This window comes from Stenotrophomonas sp. 1L-E-5-B-C3 (genome assembly GCF_057292075.1).
The window spans coordinates 364,012-383,220 of the sequence record NZ_JBXAWS010000002.1 but is presented as its reverse complement, the minus strand read 5'-3'; the positions used below and the strand labels follow the sequence as shown (position 1 = coordinate 383,220).

Below are 19,209 nucleotides of genomic sequence, written 5' to 3'. Positions count from 1 at the left end.
CCCGGGAGCGTGCGAACCAAGATTCGCACCTACCAAGGCAGAGTCAGTGCTGTTTGGGCGGCGTCGGTCCGCAGCTGTCGCAACCGCCACAGGCACCACCGCCGCCCGTGGCCGGCGGCGCGATTTTCCTACCCAGCGCCTGCAGCCAGGCGGCGCGGCGCGGCTTCAGCAGGGCCAGCGCCAGCGCCCCCCGCAGCTTGCGCACGGTGCCGGGGAACTGCTTCTTCAACACCACCCAGGCACTGACCAGCACGGCCACCGCAATGATCAGGTACTGCAGCAGCAGTCCACCGTCCATCAGCCGCCCCCCAGCGCCTTGGTCACCTGGTAGGTGATCAGCGCCGCCACGTAGGCCGCAGCAAACAGGTAGAACGCCGAGAAGGCCATCGTCTTCCACGAATTGGTCTCGCGCTTGATGGTGGCCAGCGTCGAGATGCACATCGGGGCGTAGATGTACCAGACCAGCAGCGACAGCGCAGTGGCCAGCGACCAGCCGTCGCTGATCAGCGGGGTCAGTGCCTGGCTGGCGGCATCGTCATCGGCCGCCGACAGCGCGTACACGGTGGCCAGCGAGGACACCGCCACTTCGCGCGCGGCCAGGCCCGGAATCAGCGCGATGCAGATCTGCCAGTTGAAGCCCAGCGGCGCAAAGAACACCGCCATTGCATGGCCGATCTGGCCGGCGTAGCTGTAATCGATGGCCGGCATGGTGGCGCCGACCGGGGCCGCCGGGAACGACAGCAGCACCCACAGCAGGATGGTCAGCGCCAGGATGATGCCGCCGACGCGCTTGAGGAAGATCATGCCGCGCTCGTACAGGCCCACCGCCAGGTCGCGCACATGCGGCAGGCGGTACGACGGCAGCTCCAGCATCAGCGGGTGCTCGCTCTTGTCGCGGCGCCACTTCTTCATGATCCACGACATCGCCAGTGCACTGAGAATGCCGGCCGCATACAGGCCGAACAGCACCAGGCCCTGCTGGTTGAACACGCCCCACACCGTCTTCTGAGGGATGAACGCGCCGATCAGCAACGCATACACCGGCAGGCGCGCCGAGCAGGTCATCAGCGGCGCGACCAGGATCGTGGCCAGGCGGTCACGCGGGTCCTGGATGCTGCGGGTGGACATGATGCCCGGCACCGCACAGGCGAAGCTGGACAGCAGCGGGATGAACGAGCGGCCAGACAGGCCGGCGGCAGCCATCATGCGGTCGAGCAGGAACGCCGCACGCGGCAGGTAGCCGGATTCCTCCAGCACCAGGATGAAGAAGAACAGGATCAGGATCTGCGGCAGGAACACCACCACGCCACCGACGCCGGCGATGATGCCGTCGGTCAGCAGGCTGGCCAGCGGGCCTTCCGGCAACACACTGCCGACGAAGGTCGCGAGCCAGGCGAAACCGGCCTCGATGCCGTCCATCAGCGGTGTCGCCCAGGCGTACACCGCCTGGAAGATCAGGAACATCACCACCGCCAGGCTGATCAGCCCAAACACCGGGTGCAACAGCCAGCGGTCCAGCGCGTCGTCGACCTTTGCAGTACGCGCCGGCATGCGCACGGCCACCGACAGGATCTCGCGCACCTTGGCGTGGTAGTCGATGCCGCCTTCCGGGCCCGGCACCGGTGCATCCAGGTGCGGCACCATGGTGTCCAGGCGCTCGACCAGGGCCTTGGCACCCTGCTTGCGCACCGCCACGGTCTCCACCACCGGCACGCCCAGTTCGCGTTCCAGCGCAGCCACGTCCACCTGGATGCCGCGGCGCTGGGCCGCATCGACCATGTTCAGGGCGACCACCATCGGCTTGCCCAGCTCGCGCAACTCCAGCGCGAAGCGCAGGTGCAGGCGCAGGTTGGTGGCGTCGATCACGCACAGCAACACGTCCGGCGCAGCCTCGCCCGGGTAGAAGCCCCGGCACAGGTCACGGGTGATCGCTTCGTCCAGGCTGGCTGGATGCAGGCTGTAGGCACCGGGCAGGTCGAGCACGGCGAATTCGCGGCCGGACGGCGCGCGCAGGCGGCCTTCCTTGCGCTCGACGGTGACGCCGGTGTAGTTGGCAACCTTCTGCCGGCTGCCGGTCAGCTGGTTGAACAGTGCGGTCTTGCCGCTGTTGGGGTTACCAACCAGCGCAACGCGCAGGGGGGCGGTAGTAGCAGTAGCAGTCATGCGCGTCGTTCCTGGCTGGCGGCGTCGACCACGACCCGCTTGGCTTCACTGATCCGCAGCGCGAAACGGGTGAACCCGACCTGCACCAGCAGCGGCTCTCCCCCCACCGGACCCTTGGCCACCAGGCGCACTTCCTCGCCCTTCACGAAACCCAGCTCGCGCAGGCGACGGGCGATGGCATCGTTGGCATGCAGGTCCTGCACGGACTCGACCACGGCCGAGGTGTGCAGCGGCAGTTCGGACAGCGTCATCTAGCGTGTTCTCTGCTGGATGTAAATGGTTCTCGATTCTAACATTCCCGCGTCGCGTCATGGCCCATGACCAATGGCCCGCTATGATCCATACAGGTATGGAGTGACCCTGGAATCCCATGAACGATGCTTTGCAGATCGAGCGCAGCGGCGCCGTCCTCACCCTCTGGCTGAACCGGCCAGAGCTGCACAACGCCTTTGACGCCGGCCTGATCGCCCGGCTGACCGCCGCCCTGGAGGCGGCCGGGCGCGATGATTCGGTACGCGCGCTGGTGGTGGCCGGCCACGGTGCCTCCTTCTCGGCCGGTGCCGACATGCAGTGGATGCGCGGCATGGCTGCCGCCAGCGAGGCCGACAACCGCGAGGACTCGCTGGCGCTGGCACGACTGATGCGCACCCTGGATGAGCTGCCCAAGCCGACCCTGGCCCGGGTCCATGGCGCGGCCTTTGGCGGTGGCGTCGGCCTGGTCGCCTGCTGCGACATCGCCATCGCCAGCACCTCGGCCCGCTTCGGCCTGACTGAAAGCCGCCTCGGCCTGTTGCCGGCGGTGATCTCGCCCTATGTGATCGAGGCCATCGGCCCGCGCCAGGCCCGTCGCTGGTTCGCCACCGGCGAGCATTTCGACGCCGAGACCGCGCTGCGCATCGGCCTGGTCCACCAGCTGGTCGAGCCGGAACGCCTGGACGAGGCTGTGCAGCGCCAGCTGGCCCTGCTCGACAAGGCCGGCCCGATCGCCTCGTCGTCAGCGAAACAGCTGGTGCGGCAGGTCCGCGACAGCCATGACCGCGACACGCTGGATCGCGATAATGCCGCTCTGATCGCGCGCCTGCGGGTGTCCGCCGAGGGCCAGGAGGGTCTGGGCGCCTTCCTCGACAAGCGCGCCCCCCATTGGGTCACGGAAGCCTGAACATGCTCGATCATCTTGGTTTGACCAGCGCCGATCTGGCGCGCAGCAAGACCTTCTTCCTGCAGGCACTGGCACCGCTGCAGATCGGCGTGGTGATGGAAGTCACCGCCGAACAGACCGGCGCCCACGACCACATCGGCTTCGGCAGCGACGGCAAGCCGTTCTTCTGGCTTGGCAATGGCGGCACCGCCAGCCACGGCGTGCACGTGGCCTTCGCCTGCGCCAGCCGCACCCAGGTGGACGCCTTCCATGCCGCTGCCCTCGCCGCCGGTGGCCGTGACAACGGCGCGCCGGGCCTGCGCCCGTGGTACCACCCCGACTACTACGGCGCCTTCGTGCTCGACCCGGACGGCAACAACATCGAGGCGGTCTGCCATCGCCCTGCCGCTGGGGTGAGCGCATGAGCGATTACGTCCGCATCGTCGAGGTCGGCCCGCGTGACGGCCTGCAGAACGAAAAGCAGTCGGTCTCCACCGCCGACAAGATCGAACTGATCAATCGCCTGTCGGCCACTGGCCTGCGCAGCATCGAGGCGACCAGCTTCGTCAGCCCGAAGTGGATCCCGCAGCTGGCCGATGCCGCCGAGGTCTACGCCGGCATCCAGCGTCGGCCCGGCATCCACTACCCGGTGCTGGTGCCGAACGAACAGGGTTACGACCGCGCCCGTGCGGTGGGCGTGGAAGAAGTGGCGGTGTTCACCGCCGCCTCCGAGGCGTTCAACCGCACCAACACCAATGCCGGCATCGACGAGTCGCTGGCCCGCTTCGAGCCGATCCTGCGCCGCGCCGCCGCCGATGGCGTGCGCGTGCGTGGCTACGTCTCCACCGTGCTCGGCTGCCCTTATCAGGGCGAGGTACCGCTGGCCGACGTGGTGCGCGTGGCACGCGCCCTGCACCAGATGGGCTGTTACGAAATCTCGCTGGGCGACACCATCGGCGTCGGTACCCCGCGCAAGGCACGGGCGATGCTGCAGGCGGTTGCCGCCGAGATCCCGATGGATGCACTGGCCGTGCACTTCCACGACACCTATGGCCAGGCCATCGCCAACATCGCCACCTGCCTGGAAGAAGGCGTGCGCGTGGTCGACAGCGCCGTCTCCGGCGCCGGTGGCTGCCCGTATGCCAAGGGGGCCAGCGGCAACGTCGCCAGCGAGGACGTGGCCTACCTGCTGCAGGGCCTGGGCCTGGACAGCGGCGTGGACCTGCCGGCGCTGGCCGAGACCGGTCGCTGGCTGGCCGGCCTGCTCGGCCGCGCCACTGCCAGCCGCACCGGGCAGGCGTTGGCCGCGGCCGGTTGACCACCGCAATGCGCCGCCCCGCAAAGGCGGCGCAGTGCACAACGGCGACGGTCGCGGCTTCCGTTAGAATCGGCGGTTCTCGAACCTGCAGGACCGTTCAATGCAGCTGTCTTCCGTACGTGCCGTGATCACTGGCGGCGTCTCCGGCCTCGGCCTGGCCGTGGCCCAGCACCTCGTCGCCCAGGGCGGCAAGGTGGCCCTGTTCGACCTCAACGACGACAAGGGTGCTGCCGCCGTTGCCGGGCTGGGTGCCGACAAGGCCCGCTATTTCAACGTCAACGTCAGCGATGAAGCGGCCGTCTCGGCTGCCATCGACCAGGCCCACGATTTCCTGGGTGGCCTGAACGTGGCGATGAACTGCGCCGGCATCCTCGGCGCCGGTCGCGTGCTGGGCAAAGAGGGCCCGATGCCGCTGGCCGGCTTCCAGGGCACGGTGATGGTCAACCTGGTCGGCAGCTTCAACGTTGCAAAGGCCGCGGCCAACCGCATGCAGCACAACGAAGCCGGCGTGGACGGCGAGCGCGGCGTAATCATCAACACCGCCAGCGTGGCCGCCTATGAAGGCCAGATCGGCCAGGCGGCCTACTCTGCCTCCAAGGGCGGCGTGGTGGCGATGACCCTGCCGATGGCACGCGAGCTTTCGCGCTTCGGCATCCGCGTCAACACCATCGCGCCGGGCGTGTTCTGGACCCCGATGGTCGATGGCATGCCTGAAGCCGTGCAGGAATCGCTGGCCGCCTCGATCCCGTTCCCGTCGCGCCTGGGCAAGCCGGAAGACTTCGCCAGCCTGGTCGGCCATATCCTCGGCAATACCTACATCAACGGCGAGACCATCCGCCTGGACGGCGCCACCCGGCTCGCTCCGAAGTGATTCCCCCCCGGGCGCCGGGACGGCGCCCTCCCCCAACGACCTAGATCACCATGAAAGCCAACGACATCAAGAAGGGCAACGTCGTCGAGTTCAACAACGGCGTGTACCAGATCCGCGACATCGAGCGCAGCTCGCCGCAGGGTCGCGGCGGCAACGTCCGCTTCCGCTTCATCATGTACAGCGTGCCGGGCGGCAACAAGCTCGACGCCAGCTTCGATGCCGACGACAACCTGGTCGAAGTCGAACTGCTGCGCCGCCAGTCCACCTATTCGTACAAGGACGGCGACGCCTTCGTGTTCCTCGATGACGAGGACTACACCCCGTACACCCTGGATGCGGACGTGATCGGCGACGACGCCGGCTACATCACCGACGGCCTGACCGGCATCTACGTGCAGGTGATCGACGAGCAGCCGGTGGCCATCCAGCTGCCGGCCTCGGTGGTGCTGGAAGTGATCGAGACGCCGCCGGAACTGAAGGGCGGCACCGCCACCAAGCGCCCGAAGCCGGCCAAGCTCAACACCGGCATCGAAATCATGGTGCCGGAGTACATCGTCAACGGCGAGCGCGTGCTGGTGAACACCGCCACCGGCGAATTCGCTGGCCGTGCCGACTAAGCGCCTTGCGCTGATCGGTTGCCTGTCCCTGCTTGCGGCGTGTTCGCCGCAGGCAACGGACAGCACGGCCGATGCTGCGCCGAACGCAGCGTCTGTCGAACCGGCCGTGACGGCAGCACCGGTGGTGGAGGCACCGGCCGCCGTGGAGGCTACCGCCGAAGCGGAGCCCACTGCCGAGCTGTCCTCGGGCGATGAGGCGCTGGACACGGCACGTGCAGCCGCTGGCTGCCCGGTTCCGGAGGATGTGTATGACGTCGACGACGTGCGCATCTACTGCGCGATGCCGACCGACGTGCGGGCCTTCCTCGCGCGCGAAAACACCTGCCAGCACTTTGCGGGTGAGGAACCCTACGACGACGAGCGTCGCCGCGAACTGGAAGAGGCCAGCGCGAAGTACTGCGAGGGCCGCAAGAAGATCTTCACCGGCCTGGTCGCGCGTCATCGCGGTGACTGTGCGATCCGCGAAGCGCTGATCGGGATCAACAGCCGCTATGACCTGGACTTCGATCTCGACCTGAAGCCCTGCGAAGGCTGATCGATCAACGCCGGGCATCGCCCGGCGCCACCGGGACGGGACCGCGCCCAATCCCGTGCATCACATGCATCATGCGGTAGCGCCGGGCCATGCCCGGCGAGCGCAGCGGCCGCAGAAAGCGACGCCGGGCATCGCCCGGCGCCACCGATCCGCGCAATCACGCGTTACTTCGCGCCGAAGTTGCCGCAGCCGTGATACTGGCGGGTTCCGATGGTCAGATTCACCTTGGCATCGAAGGCCTCGCCACTCATGTCGTCCTGGCAGGTAGTGCGCTGGAAGCTGAGCTTGACGTCGGTGCCATCGGACGCCTTGCCGCTCCAGCCGTCAGCGCCTTCGGTGGGCTTGGCCACATCGAAGCGGCGCTCGCCGTAGTCGACTTCCACCTGCAGGCCGGGCGTGTCGCCGTCAACGATGGCAAGCCAGCCGGGCTCGTTGCCGGTGGCACGGAACGCTGCATTGCCGGCACTGCCATCGCCTTCGGTGGCTTCCACCGCATGGCACTCGCGGTCGGCCTCACCCTTCAGGCTCAGCAGGCCGTCATCGCTGCCCTTGGTCCAGAAGGTATTGCCCTGGCCATCACCGTACTTGGCGCCGGAAGCCGCACGCTCGGAGGTCATGGCGAAGGTACGGTCGCCGATCACCACCGTGGCCGCATCCTCACCATTGAAGGTCGCGCGCACGTCCAGATCGCCACAGCGATAGGTGGTCTCGCTGCCAGCACCGGTACTGGGGCTTGGCTGAGGGGCGGCCGGTTCGGGGTTGCTGCTGCCCGCGACGGGCGGTTGGGCTGGCTGGCACGCGGCCAGGACCAACCCCAGGGAGGCTGCCAACAGACTGGGAACTACACGCATGGCTCGACTCCTTGTCGACACTACAGAGATGCTCGACCCTACCATCTGGCGGTGAGCGGGGCCTGAAAGCGGCCTGACCGCGGTCATGCGGCCAGCACCGCCATCGACAGCAACTGCGCACCACTGTCGCCGGAACTGCAGGTCCAGACCCGCAGCAGGCGCAGTTTCAGTTCGCGCTCCTGGCCCTGCTCGCGCACCGACAAGCGCACATCGCTGGACAGCAGCGCCAAGCGGCCACACAGCAGCGTTTCCGTCGCGCAGGACTGCAGGCCAAGCACCTGCAGGCGGCCGCCCAGCCACTCGCGCAACCACGGCAGGTCGAGCATGCGCCCACCCTGCCCGTCCATCATGAACAAGGCCGGCGATACCAGCGCGGTCAGCGCATCGTGATCATCACCCAGCAGCGCTTCGCACAGGCGCTGCTCCAGCGCCCTCAATTGCAGTTCATGCAGATCTTCAACGATGTTCCGTTCCATCCACGGATCCTTCCGGCGTCGGCCGGCGTCTGCGCAGGCGCTGCGCGATCCACTGCCGCGCGCCCTGCACCACTACATAGAAGACCGGCACGAAGAACACCGCCAGCAGGGTCGCGCTGACCATGCCGCCGAACACGCCGGTGCCGATCGCCTGCTGGGTTTCCTTCGATGCGCCCTGCGCCAGCATCAGCGGCACCACGCCCAGCGCGAACGCCAGCGAGGTCATCACGATCGGCCGCAGGCGCAGCCGTGCCGCCTCCAGCGCCGCTTCCACCAGGCCACGGCCCTGCTGCTGCAGCTGGCGTGCGAACTCGACGATGAGGATCGCGTTCTTCGCCGACAGCCCGATCACGGTGATCATGCCGACCTTGAAGAACACGTCGTTGGGCATGCCGCGCAACAACACGGCCGCGACGGCACCGAGCAGGCCCAAGGGCACCACCAGCATCACCGCCAGCGGAATCGACCAGCTCTCGTACAGCGCCGCCAGCACCAGGAACACCACCAGCATCGAGAGCAGCAACAGCCACGGCGCCTGCGCACCGGATTCGCGCTCCTGCAGCGACTGGCTGGTCCACTGCAGGGCGAAGCCGGACGGCAGCTTCTCCGCCAACCGCTCCATCTCCGCCATCGCCTGGCCGGTCGAAACACCGGATGCCGGTGCGCCGGACAGGTTCAGCGCCGGGAAACCGAGATAGCGCTGCAGCTGCAGGGGCGCCTCGGTCCAGTGCGGGGTCACCAGCTCGGACAACGCCACCATGCCGCCTTCGCTGTTGCGAACGTACAGCTTCAGCACGTCCTCCAGTTCCATCCGGTGCGGCGCGTCGGCCTGCAGGATCACCTGCTGCAGCCGTCCCTTGTTGGGGAAGTCGTTGACGTACTGCGAACCCATCGCTGCCGACAGCGTGCTGCTGATATCGGCGAAGCCCACGCCCATCGCCTCGGCCTTGGCGCGGTCGATGTCCAGCCGCACACTGGTGCCTGCAGGCAGGCCATCGGCATGCACCTCCGACAGCAGCGGGCTTGCCTCGGCAAGCTTCAGCAGCCGCTGCAGTGCCGCTCGCAACTCGGCCTGGCTCTCCCCGGTACGCGCCTGCAGGGCCAGCGAGAAACCGGAGGAGCGTCCCAGGCTGTCGATCGCCGGCGGCATCACGCTCATCACCTCGCCCTCGGCCAGCGTGGACATGGCCTTCTGCGCGGCCTCCACCTCTCCGGCCGCGGTGGCACCGGCGCGCTCGCCCCAGTCCTTCAGCATGGTGTAGGTCAGCGCCGCACTCGGACCGGAGCCGGAGAAGCTGTAGCCGAGGATCGACTGGTTGGAGCCGATGCCCGGACGCGAGGCCACGTGCTGCTCGTAGGCTTCGACCACGGCCAGCGTGCGCTCGGCGGTGGCTTCGGCCGGCAGCTGGATCGAGGTCATGAAATAGCCCTGGTCTTCTTCCGGCAGGAACGCACCGGGCAACCAGTGCAGGCCCAGCAGCAGTGCCACCACCAGTGCGGCGAACACGCCCATCACCCGCCCACTACGCTGCAGCACCGAGGCCACGCCACGCTGGTAGCGCCCGGTCATCTTCTCGAAGCCACGATTGAAAGCACCGAACAGCCCACCCCGACCATGGTGGCCATGGGTATTCGGGCGCAGCAGGGTCGCGCACAGCGCCGGGGTCAGGCTCAGCGCCAGCAGTGCCGAGAACAGGATCGACACCGCCATTGCCACGGTGAACTGGCGGTAGATCGCGCCGACCGAGCCACTGGCCAAGGCCATCGGGATGAACACGGCGGTCAGCACCAGCGTGATGCCGATCACCGCACCGGTAAGCTCGCGCATCGCCTTGATGGTCGCTTCGCGCGGCGGCAGGCCCTCCTCGGCCATGATCCGCTCCACGCCCTCGACCACCACGATCGCGTCGTCGACGATGATGCCGATCGCCAGCACCATGCCGAACATGGTCAGCACGTTGATCGAGAAGCCCAGCGCCAGCATCACCGCGAAGGTGCCGAGCAGCGCGATCGGTGCGACCAGCGCCGGAATCAGCGTGTAGCGCCAGTTCTGCAGGAACAGGTACATCACCGCGAACACCAGCAGCATCGCTTCCAGCAGCGTCTGCACCACCTTCTGGATCGAGATCTTGACGAACGGTGCGGTGTCGAACGGAATGCTCGACTGCACACCACGCGGCAGCAGCGGCGCCAGCTCGGCCATGCGCTCGCGTACCGCCGACGCGGTGCGCACTGCGTTCGCACCAGGACGCAACTGCACGCCAGCCGCCGTCGCCGGATGGCCGTCCTCGCGGGTGCCCCAGGCATAGCTCTGCGCACCCAGCTCGATGCGGGCGACGTCACCCAGCAGCACGCGCGAACCATCGGCGCCGGCGCGCAGCACGATCGCAGCGAACTGTTCCGGTGTGGACAGCTGGCCATCGGCACTCAGCGGCACGGTGATGCGCTGGCCTGGCACGCCCGGCGAATCGCCGATGCGCCCTGGCGAGATCTCCAGGTTCTGCTGCTCGATGGCACTGGCCACATCACCCATGGTCAGCCCGTAGCCGGTCAACCGGGTCGGGTCCAGCCACACCCGCATCGCCTGCTCGGCACCGAACAGCTGCACGCGGCCGACGCCATCGATGCGGCGCAGCTCCTCGATGATGTTGCGCGCCATGAAGTCACCCAGCGCCGCCTCGCTCACGCTGGCATCCGGCGAACGCAGGCCGACCAGCATCAGGAAACCGGAATCGGCAGCCTCCACGAACAAGCCGTTCTGGCGCACGCTGCGCGGCAGGCGCGGCTCGATCGCCTTGATCCGGTTCTGCACGTCCACCTGCGCCAGCTCCGGGTTGGTGCCCGGCTTGAAGGTCGCAGTGATCGAGGCTTCGCCGGAGGTGTCCACCGATGACTCGAAGTACAGCAGGTGCTTGACGCTGGACAGCTCGCGCTCGATCAGGCCGACCACTGCGTCATTCAGCGTCTGCGGGCTAGCACCCGGGTAGCTGGCGTAGATGCTGACGCTGGGCGGTGCAACCGCCGGATAGCGTTCCACCGCCAGCCGCGGGATCGCCAGCACACCGGCCAGGATGATGAAGATCGCCAGCACCCAGGCGAACACCGGGCGATCGATGAAGAAACGTGCCATGTTGGATTTTCCTGGAGGGGCTGGCCCGGGAAAGGCTCAGCCCTTGCTGCCGGCCTGCACCGCGCCGGCGCTGGCGACCGGCATCTGCCAATCGCGCGCATCGACCACCACGCCTTCCTGCAGGCGTTCCTGGCCCTCGACCACCACCTTTTCGCCCGCCTTCAGACCGGTGCGCACCAGCCACTGGCGATCAACGCTGCCGTCGACCTCCAGCGTGCGGATCACCGCCTTGCCATCGCCACCGATCACCCAGGCATAGGCCTGGCCACCGGCGCTGCGCAGCACGGCCTGCTGCGGCACGGTCAGCGCACTGGCCGGCGCACCCCGCGGCACTTTCGCGCGCACATACATGCCGGGTAGCAGCTGGCGCTGCGGGTTGTCGACCAGGATGCGGAGGATCACATCACCGGTACGCGCATCGACGTTGATGCCGGAGAACAGCATCTGGCCACGCTCGGACAGCGGCTTGCCGGCGGCACCGATGATCGTCACCGGCAGCTCGCCACCACCGGCAGCACTGCGCTGCAGCGATTCCAGCTGGGCCGCCGGCTGGCGCACATCGACGTAGACCTGGTCGATCTGCTGTACCACCGCCATCGGCTCGGTATCGGCCACGCCGACCAGCGCGCCTTCTGTCACCAGCGCCTGATCGATGCGGCCGGCAATCGGCGCGCTGACCGTGGCATAGCGCAGGTCGAGCTGGCGACGCGCCAGGATCGCGCGCGCTTCATTCACCGCGGCACGGGCTTGTTCGTACTCGGCACTGGCATCGTCGCGGTGCTGCTGGCTGACGGCCTGTGCCGCGGCCAGTGCATGCAGGCGCTGCGATTGCACGCGACTGCGGCCCAGGGCAGCCTCACTGCGCTGCAGCGCGGCCAGTGCCGAATCGACATCGGCACGAAAGGCCGCCGGATCGATCTGGAACAGGGCCTGCCCGGCGTCTACTTCCGCGCCCTGGTCAAACAGGCGGCGCTGCACGATGCCACCCACCTGCGCTCGGATCTGCGCGGTGCGAACGGCGGCCACGCGGCCAGGCAGTTCGTCGTCACGCTGCACCACCTGCGGGCCGACGGTAACCACGCTCACGCGGGGTGCGGCTTCGGGCGCAGCTTCGGGGGTGGAGCAGGCCGTCATGGCCAAGGCGAGGGCCGCGATCAACGCGACCGGAGTCCTGAAGGTTCTCATTGCTGTGCACAATGCCGCGCGGGCGGCTGATAGGTTCTGAAGAACCCAGTGTGCGTGGCGATGATGGGGTTTCGATGGAGGAACTGTGGAGATACGATGGAGGCAAGCACCTTAAGGCCCCGCCCCTGCATGCATGCCGCCCCTGCCCTCGCCGCCCTCGTCCTGATCGTCGAGGATGAGGCCGAGATCGCCGACATTCTTACCGCCTATCTGGAACGCGAAGGGCTGCGTACGCTGCGCGCCGCCGACGGCCACAGCGCACTGGACCTGCATCGCAGCGCCCGCCCCGACCTGGTCCTGCTCGACGTGCAGCTGCCGCGGCTGGATGGCTGGAGCGTGCTGACCCAGCTGCGCCAGCGCGGCGAGACGCCGGTGATCATGCTGACCGCACTGGACCAGGACCTGGACAAGCTGACCGCACTGCGCATGGGCGCTGATGACTACGTGGTCAAACCATTCAATCCGGCCGAAGTGGCGGCGCGCGTGCGCGCCGTGCTGCGGCGTACGTTGCGCGCCTCGCGCGTGGACGCCCCGACCGCGCTGCGGGCGGGCCCGCTGCTGATCGACTCGGCCACCCATGCCGTGCACGTGGAGGGCGAAGGCTACAGCCACGAAGTGCTGCTCACGCTCACCGAGTTCAAGCTGCTGCACTGCATGGCGCTGGCGCCGACCCGCATCTTCAGCCGCAGCGAACTGATGCATGAATGCCTGCCGGAAAGCGAGGCACTGGAGCGCACGGTCGACAGCCATGTCAGCAAGCTGCGCCGCAAGCTGGATGAAGTGGGCATGGTCAATGTGCCGGCCAGCGTGCGTGGCGTCGGCTACCGGTTGATGGCCGACCGCTGATGGCCCGCCTGCGCCGCTCCGGGCTCAGCCGCCACATCATCGTCTCGATGTCGCTGATGGTGATCGGCGTCATCGTGATGATGATCCTGTCGTCGTGGCTGCTGTATGCAGTGCTGGTCGAATTTTTCCCCGGCACTACCGAGGAGCCGGAAAGCTGGCTGCCGACCGGCCCTGAACTGGCATGGATGGTCGGCGTGATCCTGACCGGCCTGGCACTGGCCATCGCCGCCTCGTTCCGCCTCGCCCACCGCATCCTGTCACCGTTGAATTCGCTGGTGGACAGCGTGCGCGCGCTGGCCGGCGGCGATCTGGGTGCGCGCGCCAGCGTCGAAGAGAACTCACCGGGCGAAGTGGCGACCCTGGTCGAGGACTTCAACGCCATGGCGCGGCGGCTGCAGCACGTGGAGAGCGAGCGTGCGATGTGGCATGCGGCCATCGCCCATGAACTGCGCACACCGGTGACGATCCTTCGCGGCCGCCTGCAAGGGTTGGCCGAAGGAGTCTTCCAGCCGGACGAATCCCAGTTCCGCAGCCTGCTTGCCCAGGTCGAAGGCCTGTCGCGCTTGATCGAAGATCTGCGCGTGCTGAGCCTGTCCGACAACGCACGGCTGGATGTACGCCGTGCGCGCACCGATGTGGTGGCCGAGGTGCATTCGGTGATGACCCTGGTCGACCCCCAGTTCCGCGCCGCCGGCTTCGTGCTGGAACTGGAAACCAGCCGCGAAGAGCACACCGCCCATTGCGATCCGACCCGGTTGCGCCAGGCATTGCTGGCATTGCTGGAGAATGCCCGCCGCTACGCCAGCCCGGGCAAGGTGCGGATTGCCGTGCACGACACGCCCGGCCATGTGCAGGTGGCGATCGAGGACGAGGGCCCGGGCATCGACCCGGCCTTGCACGCCGATATCTTCACCCCGTTCATGCGCGCCGATGGCTCGCGCTCACGCCAGGGCGGCGGCAGCGGACTGGGTCTGGCGGTGGTCAAGGCCATCGCAGACGCGCACGGCGGCCGCGTCTACTGCTCGCCGGGCAGTGCCGGCGGCAGCCGTTTCGTCATCGAACTGCCGCGTCAATAGCCGGACTGGCTGCCTGCGTGCGCAGGTGTGAACCCAGTGCGGCCAGATTGGCATCGATCGCATCCATCTCATCGCGTTGCTTCACCGGCAGCCGCTGACGCAGCTGCACGCGCAGCGCCTGCCACGCCGGTACTGCCTGTGCGCTGGCGGTGGACACGGCCTCGGTCAGCACCGCCTGTTCGTCGGCCAACGGCAGCCCGTAGCCAGCGTCCCGCAGCAGGGTGCCCGGGCGCAGCCATTGCCCGCTCTGCTCAAGCAGCCCACGCAGGCTGCGGGTTTCTGCGCTGTCGGGCGCGGCCAGCAACCGGCGCTTGAGCACGTCACGTGCGCGCAGCTCGGCACGCCGCTGTGCGGCCTGTTCCAGCAGCAGCAGGCCGGCGCTGGCGCGCAGGTCGCCCTTCAGCAACCACGGTGCCCGTTGCTGTGCAGGCAGCTTCAACCAGCCGCGTACATCGCGTGCGGGCAATGCCAGCTGGGCTGCCGCCACGCCGAACAACTGCTGGTAGTGATCACGCGCCGAGGCGAAGTAGTAACCCTGCGCCTTTGCTGAATCGCGATCAGCCAGCACCTGCCCATCCAGTATCTGCAGCCGCGACAGCCGCCGCTTCAACCCACGCGGGCTGAGCTGGGCCAGGCCGGCCTCGCCCAACCTCGGCACGCCGGCCTGCAGCAGCTTTGCGGTTTCCACCGCGCAGTTGTTGCTGACGAAGTAGTAGCGCCCGTCGTAGCTCCAGTGCACCTGAGCGGTGCGCTCGAGCAGGCTGGCGATCTCGTCGCGTTGCAGCCGCAACGGCAACGACTGCAAGCCGCGCAGCTCAACCTTGGTGTATTCGTCCACCACCTGCTGCAGCGGCAGCACGAACAAGCGCGACGGATAGCCACCGGTCAGCCCACGCCAGTTGGAAATCTGCACGTCACCGACGAACGCACGGAACGACAGCACCCGGTGGTACTCCAGGTCCAGTCGACAGTCTGGCCCCGGCGCACGGCCAGGCCGGCAGATCACCAACCGCAGCATGCTGTGGCCCCAGCGGCTCATCGGCTGGGCACTGCCTTCGGCAAACAGGTAATCCACCGCGTAGACGCGCGCCGGGTCAAGTTGCAGCAGCGATGCAGCGCCCTCTTCCGATTCTGCCTGCAGCAACGGCAGACTCGTCGCGCAGTGCGGCTGAGGCAGCGAAGGCGGCGTTCCAAAATGCATCTGGTACCACTGCGCCAGTGCCGATCGCCGGCAGGCAAACTCACTGTCGAGCACGAAATGCTCGGCGTTCACCGCCAGATACTCGGCCGGACTCTTCAGTTCATAGGCATCCGGACTACGGTCACGGAAGTCGTTGTCGCCACGGCCGAGGTGCCACGGCTTGCGCTGCCACCCCGCCAGATCCCGCCAACGCGCAGTGCGCGACCAGTTCGCGCCACTACGGTCGGCAATATGGGTCAGTTCGTGTACCAGCGCACTGCGGCGCGCACGGCGGGCGCCGGGCATGCCGTCATCCAGCAACTCGCGACGCAGCGCGATGTGACCGGCGAAGGTTCGGCCGTGCACGTCATCCGGCAGGTCATCGCGCCAGGCCACCCGTACCTGCGCAGGCAAGGCGTGCAGCAGGCCTTGCGGCAACAGCGACTGCACGTCGGCCAGGGTCTGGAGGGCGAGCTGCTGCTGCGCCGGGTCGAGACCGGCAGGGTCCAGCTGCAGGCGGTCAGCGGCATATGCCGCGGGAATGCCCAGCCACGCCAATGCGACAAGCCACCCGCGTTTCGGTGGCGCCGGGCGATGCCCGGCGGCATTCAGCACGGGTGTCATGCGGCCCGGATCAACGCGCCAGCAGGGTGCGGGCCAGTTCCAGGTCGCTCTGCTGCTGTGCGGCGGTGCTCTGCTCGCGCAGGTGGACCAGCGCCGCCTGCAGGCGGGCGCCACGGATCTGGCCGTCGCTGGCGACGAACGCAGCCGCATCGTCGCGCGCAGCCAGTACCACCTTGTCATCGCCCGAGCTGCTGCCCGACGAACCGGAGGACGCACCGGTGGCCGAGCCGGCCGAAGTGCCAGCGAAGCTGGAAGCGAAGCCGGCCAGCGGCAGGGACAGCAGGGCAAGCAGCAGAAGCGGACGGGTCATCGGTTCGAAGCCGGTTGTGAGAATGCGTGGAGCGTAACGGGTACGTGAAGGATTTGCCCGACTCAGAGGTCGAACAGCTTGCCGGGATTCAGCCGCGCTTGGGGATCGAACGCGCGTTTGACCGCCTTCATCAGCGCGATCTCAGCCGGGCCGCGGGTGCTGTCCAGGTAGCCCTTCTTGACCAGACCGATACCGTGCTCGGCCGAGATGCTGCCATCGAAGCGGGCCAGCACCTGTGCCAGCAGCTTGGTTACGTGCTCGCATTGCGCCACGAAATCAGCGTCACTGGTGTCGTCGGGTTTGAGCACATTGATGTGCAGATTGCCGTCACCGATATGGCCGAACCAGACCACGTCGAAATGCGGATAGGCCTGCCCGATCAGCGCCTGGGTCTCGGCCAGGAACGCCGGCATCGCCGAGATCCGCACTGAAACGTCGTTCTTGTAGGGTTTGTAGCGCGCCAGCGATTCGGTGATGCCCTCGCGCAGGCGCCACAGCTGCGCGGCCTGGGCGTCGCTGGCACTGATCACGCCGTCGCTGACCCAGCCATTACCCATGCAGTCCTCGAAGGCCGCCATCGCCGCCGCTTCCTGAGCCTCGTCGCCGGCCGCGAACTCGGTCACCACGTAATACGGGTGCACTTCGTCGAACGGCGCCTGTGCGCCATGTGCCAGCACGTGCTCCAGTGCCCGGTCGGTGAAGAACTCGAAGGCCTGCAGCTGCAGGCGCGCGCGGAACGCGGCAAATACCTGCATCAGCACGTCGAAGCTGGGCAGTGCCAACAGCATCACGTTGCTGGCCGGCGGCGGGTCGGTCAGTTTCACCGTCGCCTCGACGATCACGCCCAGCGTACCTTCCGAGCCGATCAGCAGCTGGCGGAAGTCGTAGCCGCTGGAGTTCTTGATCAGGCCCTTGTTGAGTTCAAGCAGCTCGCCGATGGCAGTAACCACTTTCAGCCCGGCGATCCACTCGCGGGTGTTGCCGTAGCGGATCACGCGGATGCCACCGGCATTGGTGGCGATGTTGCCCCCGATCGTGCACGAGCCGCGCGCGGCGAAATCCACCGGGTAGATCAGGCCGTGGTCCAGCGCGGCGTTGTGCACGGCTTCCAGCGGCATGCCGGCCTGCACCACCAGGGTGCGATCGACCGCGTCGTAGGCCAGCGCCTTGTTCATCCGTTCCAGGCTGAGCACCAGCTCGCCGTTGGCGGCCACCGCGCCACCCGAGAGGCCGGTGCGGCCGCCCGACGGCACCACCGCCACGCCCTCGCCTGCGCTCCAGCGCATCACCGCCTGTACTTCCTCGACCGTGGCCGGCAGCGCGATCGCCAGCGGCGCCGGCGTCCAGCGCCGGGTCCAGTCGCGCCCGTAATGCTCCAGGTCGGCCGGGTCGGTCTTCAGCTTCAGGCCGGGACAGGCCTGCTGCAGCGAGGCAATGCGGGAATCGGTCATGACGGTCCAGCGCGGTGCGTGAAGAACGGGCAAGCGTGCCAGCGGCGCGCGCCAGCGTCCAGCCCCGCAGCCGCGCAGATAGCTACGGATGCAACCAATTGCGCACTGCACCATGGGCGGCACGATCTGGCATAGTGGTCAGCCCCTGTCCCACTGGCCGTGTTGCCCCATGTCGCCGAAGAAGACCTCGTTCCCGAAGCAGGATATCCGCGTGCTGTTGCTGGAGGGGGTCAGCCAGACCGCCGTGGAGGTGTTCAGCGCCGCCGGCTACAGCCAGATCGAAGCGCACACCAAGGCGCTGCCCGAGGATGAACTGAAGGCGCGTATCGCCGAGGCGCATATCGTCGGCATCCGTTCGCGCACCCAGCTCAGTGCCGAAGTGCTGGCCGAGGCCAAGCGCCTGATCGCGGTGGGCTGCTTCTGCATCGGCACCAACCAGGTCGACCTGGACGCGGCCGAGCTGGCCGGCATCCCGGTGTTCAACGCGCCCTACTCCAATACCCGCAGCGTGGCCGAGCTGGTGATCGCCGAGGCGATCATGCTGACCCGCGGCATCCCGCAGAAGAACGCCGAATGCCATCGCGGCGGCTGGTCGAAGTCGGCCAGCGGCAGCCATGAGGTGCGCGGCAAGACGCTGGGCATCATCGGTTACGGCCACATCGGCACCCAGGTCGGCGTGCTGGCCGAATCGCTGGGCATGCAGGTGATCTTCCACGATGTGGAAACCAAGCTGGCACTGGGCAATGCCCGTGCAGCGGCCAGCCTGGACGACCTGCTGGCGCGCGCCGACATCGTCACCCTGCACGTGCCGGAGACCCCGTCCACGCAGTGGATGATCGGCAGCACCGAGCTGGCGAAGATGCGCAAGGGCGCGCACCTGATCAATGCCGCGCGCGGCACCGTGGTCGACATTGATGCACTGGATGCAGCGCTGGCCAGCGGCCACCTCGGCGGCGCCGCGCTGGACGTGTTCCCGGTCGAGCCGAAGGGCAACGGCGATATCTTCGAATCGCCCCTGACCCGCCACGACAACGTGATCCTGACCCCGCACGTGGGCGGCAGCACGCTGGAAGCGCAGGACAACATCGGCATTGAAGTAGCGGCCAAGCTGGTGCGCTATAGCGACAACGGCAGCACCCTGTCGGCGGTCAACTTCCCGGAAGTGACCCTGCCCGAGCACGCCGACAGCCTGCGCCTGCTGCACATCCACCAGAACGTGCCGGGCGTGCTGTCCAAGGTCAACGAGATCTTCTCGCGCCACAACGTCAACATCGACGGCCAGTTCCTGCGCACCGACCCGAAGGTGGGCTACGTGGTGATCGACATCACCGCCAGCGAGGAACAGGCTGCTGCGGTGCGCGACGAGCTGGCCGCGATTCCGGGCACGCTGCGCACGCGCATTCTGTACTGAAAAAAAGGGGACGGAGGGGATTAAGTC

General features: G+C 67.7%; 19 protein-coding genes. 9 read left to right on the top strand and 10 right to left on the bottom strand.

Annotated elements, in window-relative coordinates:
- Positions 1 to 43: 43 nt before the first annotated feature.
- From AC0Z6F_RS04500 to AC0Z6F_RS04490, 3 genes are read right to left on the bottom strand one after another with little or no spacing between them, the layout of a single operon-like run.
- Positions 44 to 298, bottom strand: coding sequence for a DUF6587 family protein (locus AC0Z6F_RS04500; RefSeq protein ID WP_006364070.1), 255 nt, complete (start codon positions 296 to 298; stop codon positions 44 to 46).
- Complete coding sequence (gene feoB, locus AC0Z6F_RS04495) at positions 298 to 2,163, bottom strand: ferrous iron transport protein B (RefSeq protein ID WP_485616594.1); 1,866 nt, start codon at positions 2,161 to 2,163, stop codon at positions 298 to 300. Before feoB ends, AC0Z6F_RS04500 begins: the two co-directional genes overlap by 1 nt.
- A complete protein-coding gene (locus tag AC0Z6F_RS04490) occupies positions 2,160 to 2,414 on the bottom strand; it encodes a FeoA family protein (protein ID WP_005409473.1) in 255 nt (84 codons plus the stop codon). Before AC0Z6F_RS04490 ends, feoB begins: the two co-directional genes overlap by 4 nt.
- Before the next feature lie 119 nt (positions 2,415 to 2,533).
- Between AC0Z6F_RS04490 and AC0Z6F_RS04485 the strand changes: the two genes are divergently transcribed.
- The 6 genes from AC0Z6F_RS04485 to AC0Z6F_RS04460 all read left to right on the top strand — a co-directional run bounded on the left by AC0Z6F_RS04485 (position 2,534) and on the right by AC0Z6F_RS04460 (position 6,642).
- Positions 2,534 to 3,322 carry an enoyl-CoA hydratase/isomerase family protein gene (locus tag AC0Z6F_RS04485; RefSeq protein ID WP_012510920.1) on the top strand — a complete coding sequence of 263 codons (789 nt, stop codon included), beginning with the start codon at positions 2,534 to 2,536 and terminating at the stop codon, positions 3,320 to 3,322.
- A gap of 2 nt (positions 3,323 to 3,324) precedes the next feature.
- A complete protein-coding gene (locus AC0Z6F_RS04480; RefSeq protein ID WP_012510919.1) occupies positions 3,325 to 3,726 on the top strand; it encodes a VOC family protein in 402 nt (133 codons plus the stop codon).
- Entirely contained in the window at positions 3,723 to 4,619 is an 897-nt protein-coding gene (locus AC0Z6F_RS04475) for a hydroxymethylglutaryl-CoA lyase (protein WP_153675501.1), read from the top strand. Before AC0Z6F_RS04480 ends, AC0Z6F_RS04475 begins: the two co-directional genes overlap by 4 nt.
- A 100-nt stretch (positions 4,620 to 4,719) precedes the next feature.
- Positions 4,720 to 5,490 (top strand): SDR family NAD(P)-dependent oxidoreductase, encoded by a 771-nt coding sequence (locus AC0Z6F_RS04470; protein ID WP_012510917.1) that lies wholly within the window; start codon positions 4,720 to 4,722, stop codon positions 5,488 to 5,490.
- Between the two features lie 50 nt (positions 5,491 to 5,540).
- Positions 5,541 to 6,107: an elongation factor P-like protein YeiP gene (gene yeiP / locus AC0Z6F_RS04465; RefSeq protein ID WP_006363947.1), complete on the top strand. Its 567-nt coding sequence runs from the start codon at positions 5,541 to 5,543 to the stop codon at positions 6,105 to 6,107.
- A 106-nt stretch (positions 6,108 to 6,213) separates the two neighbouring features.
- Positions 6,214 to 6,642, top strand: coding sequence for a hypothetical protein (locus AC0Z6F_RS04460; protein ID WP_485619515.1), 429 nt, complete (start codon positions 6,214 to 6,216; stop codon positions 6,640 to 6,642).
- A 164-nt stretch (positions 6,643 to 6,806) separates the two neighbouring features.
- On the opposite strand, the gene AC0Z6F_RS04455 is transcribed toward AC0Z6F_RS04460, so the two are convergent.
- The 4 genes from AC0Z6F_RS04455 to AC0Z6F_RS04440 all read right to left on the bottom strand — a co-directional run bounded on the left by AC0Z6F_RS04455 (position 6,807) and on the right by AC0Z6F_RS04440 (position 12,284).
- A complete protein-coding gene (locus AC0Z6F_RS04455) occupies positions 6,807 to 7,493 on the bottom strand; it encodes a COG3650 family protein (RefSeq protein ID WP_006363899.1) in 687 nt (228 codons plus the stop codon).
- Between the two features lie 83 nt (positions 7,494 to 7,576).
- The gene (locus tag AC0Z6F_RS04450) at positions 7,577 to 7,969 is read right to left on the bottom strand and encodes a nuclear transport factor 2 family protein (RefSeq protein ID WP_006363896.1); all 393 of its coding nucleotides are present in this window, start codon (positions 7,967 to 7,969) and stop codon (positions 7,577 to 7,579) included.
- On the bottom strand, positions 7,950 to 11,099 hold the full coding sequence (locus AC0Z6F_RS04445) for a multidrug efflux RND transporter permease subunit (protein ID WP_485616596.1): 3,150 nt from the start codon (positions 11,097 to 11,099) through the stop codon (positions 7,950 to 7,952). Before AC0Z6F_RS04445 ends, AC0Z6F_RS04450 begins: the two co-directional genes overlap by 20 nt.
- Before the next feature lie 36 nt (positions 11,100 to 11,135).
- Positions 11,136 to 12,284 carry an efflux RND transporter periplasmic adaptor subunit gene (locus AC0Z6F_RS04440; RefSeq protein ID WP_485616597.1) on the bottom strand — a complete coding sequence of 383 codons (1,149 nt, stop codon included), beginning with the start codon at positions 12,282 to 12,284 and terminating at the stop codon, positions 11,136 to 11,138.
- A 129-nt stretch (positions 12,285 to 12,413) separates the two neighbouring features.
- On the opposite strand from AC0Z6F_RS04440, the gene AC0Z6F_RS04435 reads away from it, so the two are divergent.
- Entirely contained in the window at positions 12,414 to 13,130 is a 717-nt protein-coding gene (locus AC0Z6F_RS04435) for a response regulator (protein ID WP_020424480.1), read from the top strand.
- Positions 13,130 to 14,206: an ATP-binding protein gene (locus AC0Z6F_RS04430; protein ID WP_006363825.1), complete on the top strand. Its 1,077-nt coding sequence runs from the start codon at positions 13,130 to 13,132 to the stop codon at positions 14,204 to 14,206. The genes AC0Z6F_RS04435 and AC0Z6F_RS04430 overlap by 1 nt, the downstream gene beginning before the upstream one ends.
- On the opposite strand, the gene AC0Z6F_RS04425 is transcribed toward AC0Z6F_RS04430, so the two are convergent.
- The 3 genes from AC0Z6F_RS04425 to AC0Z6F_RS04415 all read right to left on the bottom strand — a co-directional run bounded on the left by AC0Z6F_RS04425 (position 14,184) and on the right by AC0Z6F_RS04415 (position 17,771).
- Positions 14,184 to 16,010, bottom strand: coding sequence for a DUF7844 domain-containing protein (locus AC0Z6F_RS04425; RefSeq protein ID WP_485616598.1), 1,827 nt, complete (start codon positions 16,008 to 16,010; stop codon positions 14,184 to 14,186). The two genes, AC0Z6F_RS04430 and AC0Z6F_RS04425, sit on opposite strands and share 23 nt — an antisense overlap.
- Positions 16,011 to 16,020: 10 nt before the next feature.
- Positions 16,021 to 16,320 (bottom strand): DUF2388 domain-containing protein, encoded by a 300-nt coding sequence (locus AC0Z6F_RS04420; protein WP_046983720.1) that lies wholly within the window; start codon positions 16,318 to 16,320, stop codon positions 16,021 to 16,023.
- Positions 16,321 to 16,382: 62 nt separating this feature from the next.
- Complete coding sequence (locus AC0Z6F_RS04415) at positions 16,383 to 17,771, bottom strand: FAD-binding oxidoreductase (RefSeq protein WP_485616599.1); 1,389 nt, start codon at positions 17,769 to 17,771, stop codon at positions 16,383 to 16,385.
- Positions 17,772 to 17,940: 169 nt separating this feature from the next.
- Here AC0Z6F_RS04415 and serA point away from each other — a divergent pair, with 169 nt between their 5' ends.
- Positions 17,941 to 19,182, top strand: a complete 1,242-nt coding sequence (serA, locus tag AC0Z6F_RS04410; RefSeq protein ID WP_065723184.1) for a phosphoglycerate dehydrogenase — start codon at positions 17,941 to 17,943, stop codon at positions 19,180 to 19,182.
- Positions 19,183 to 19,209: the final 27 nt, after the last annotated feature.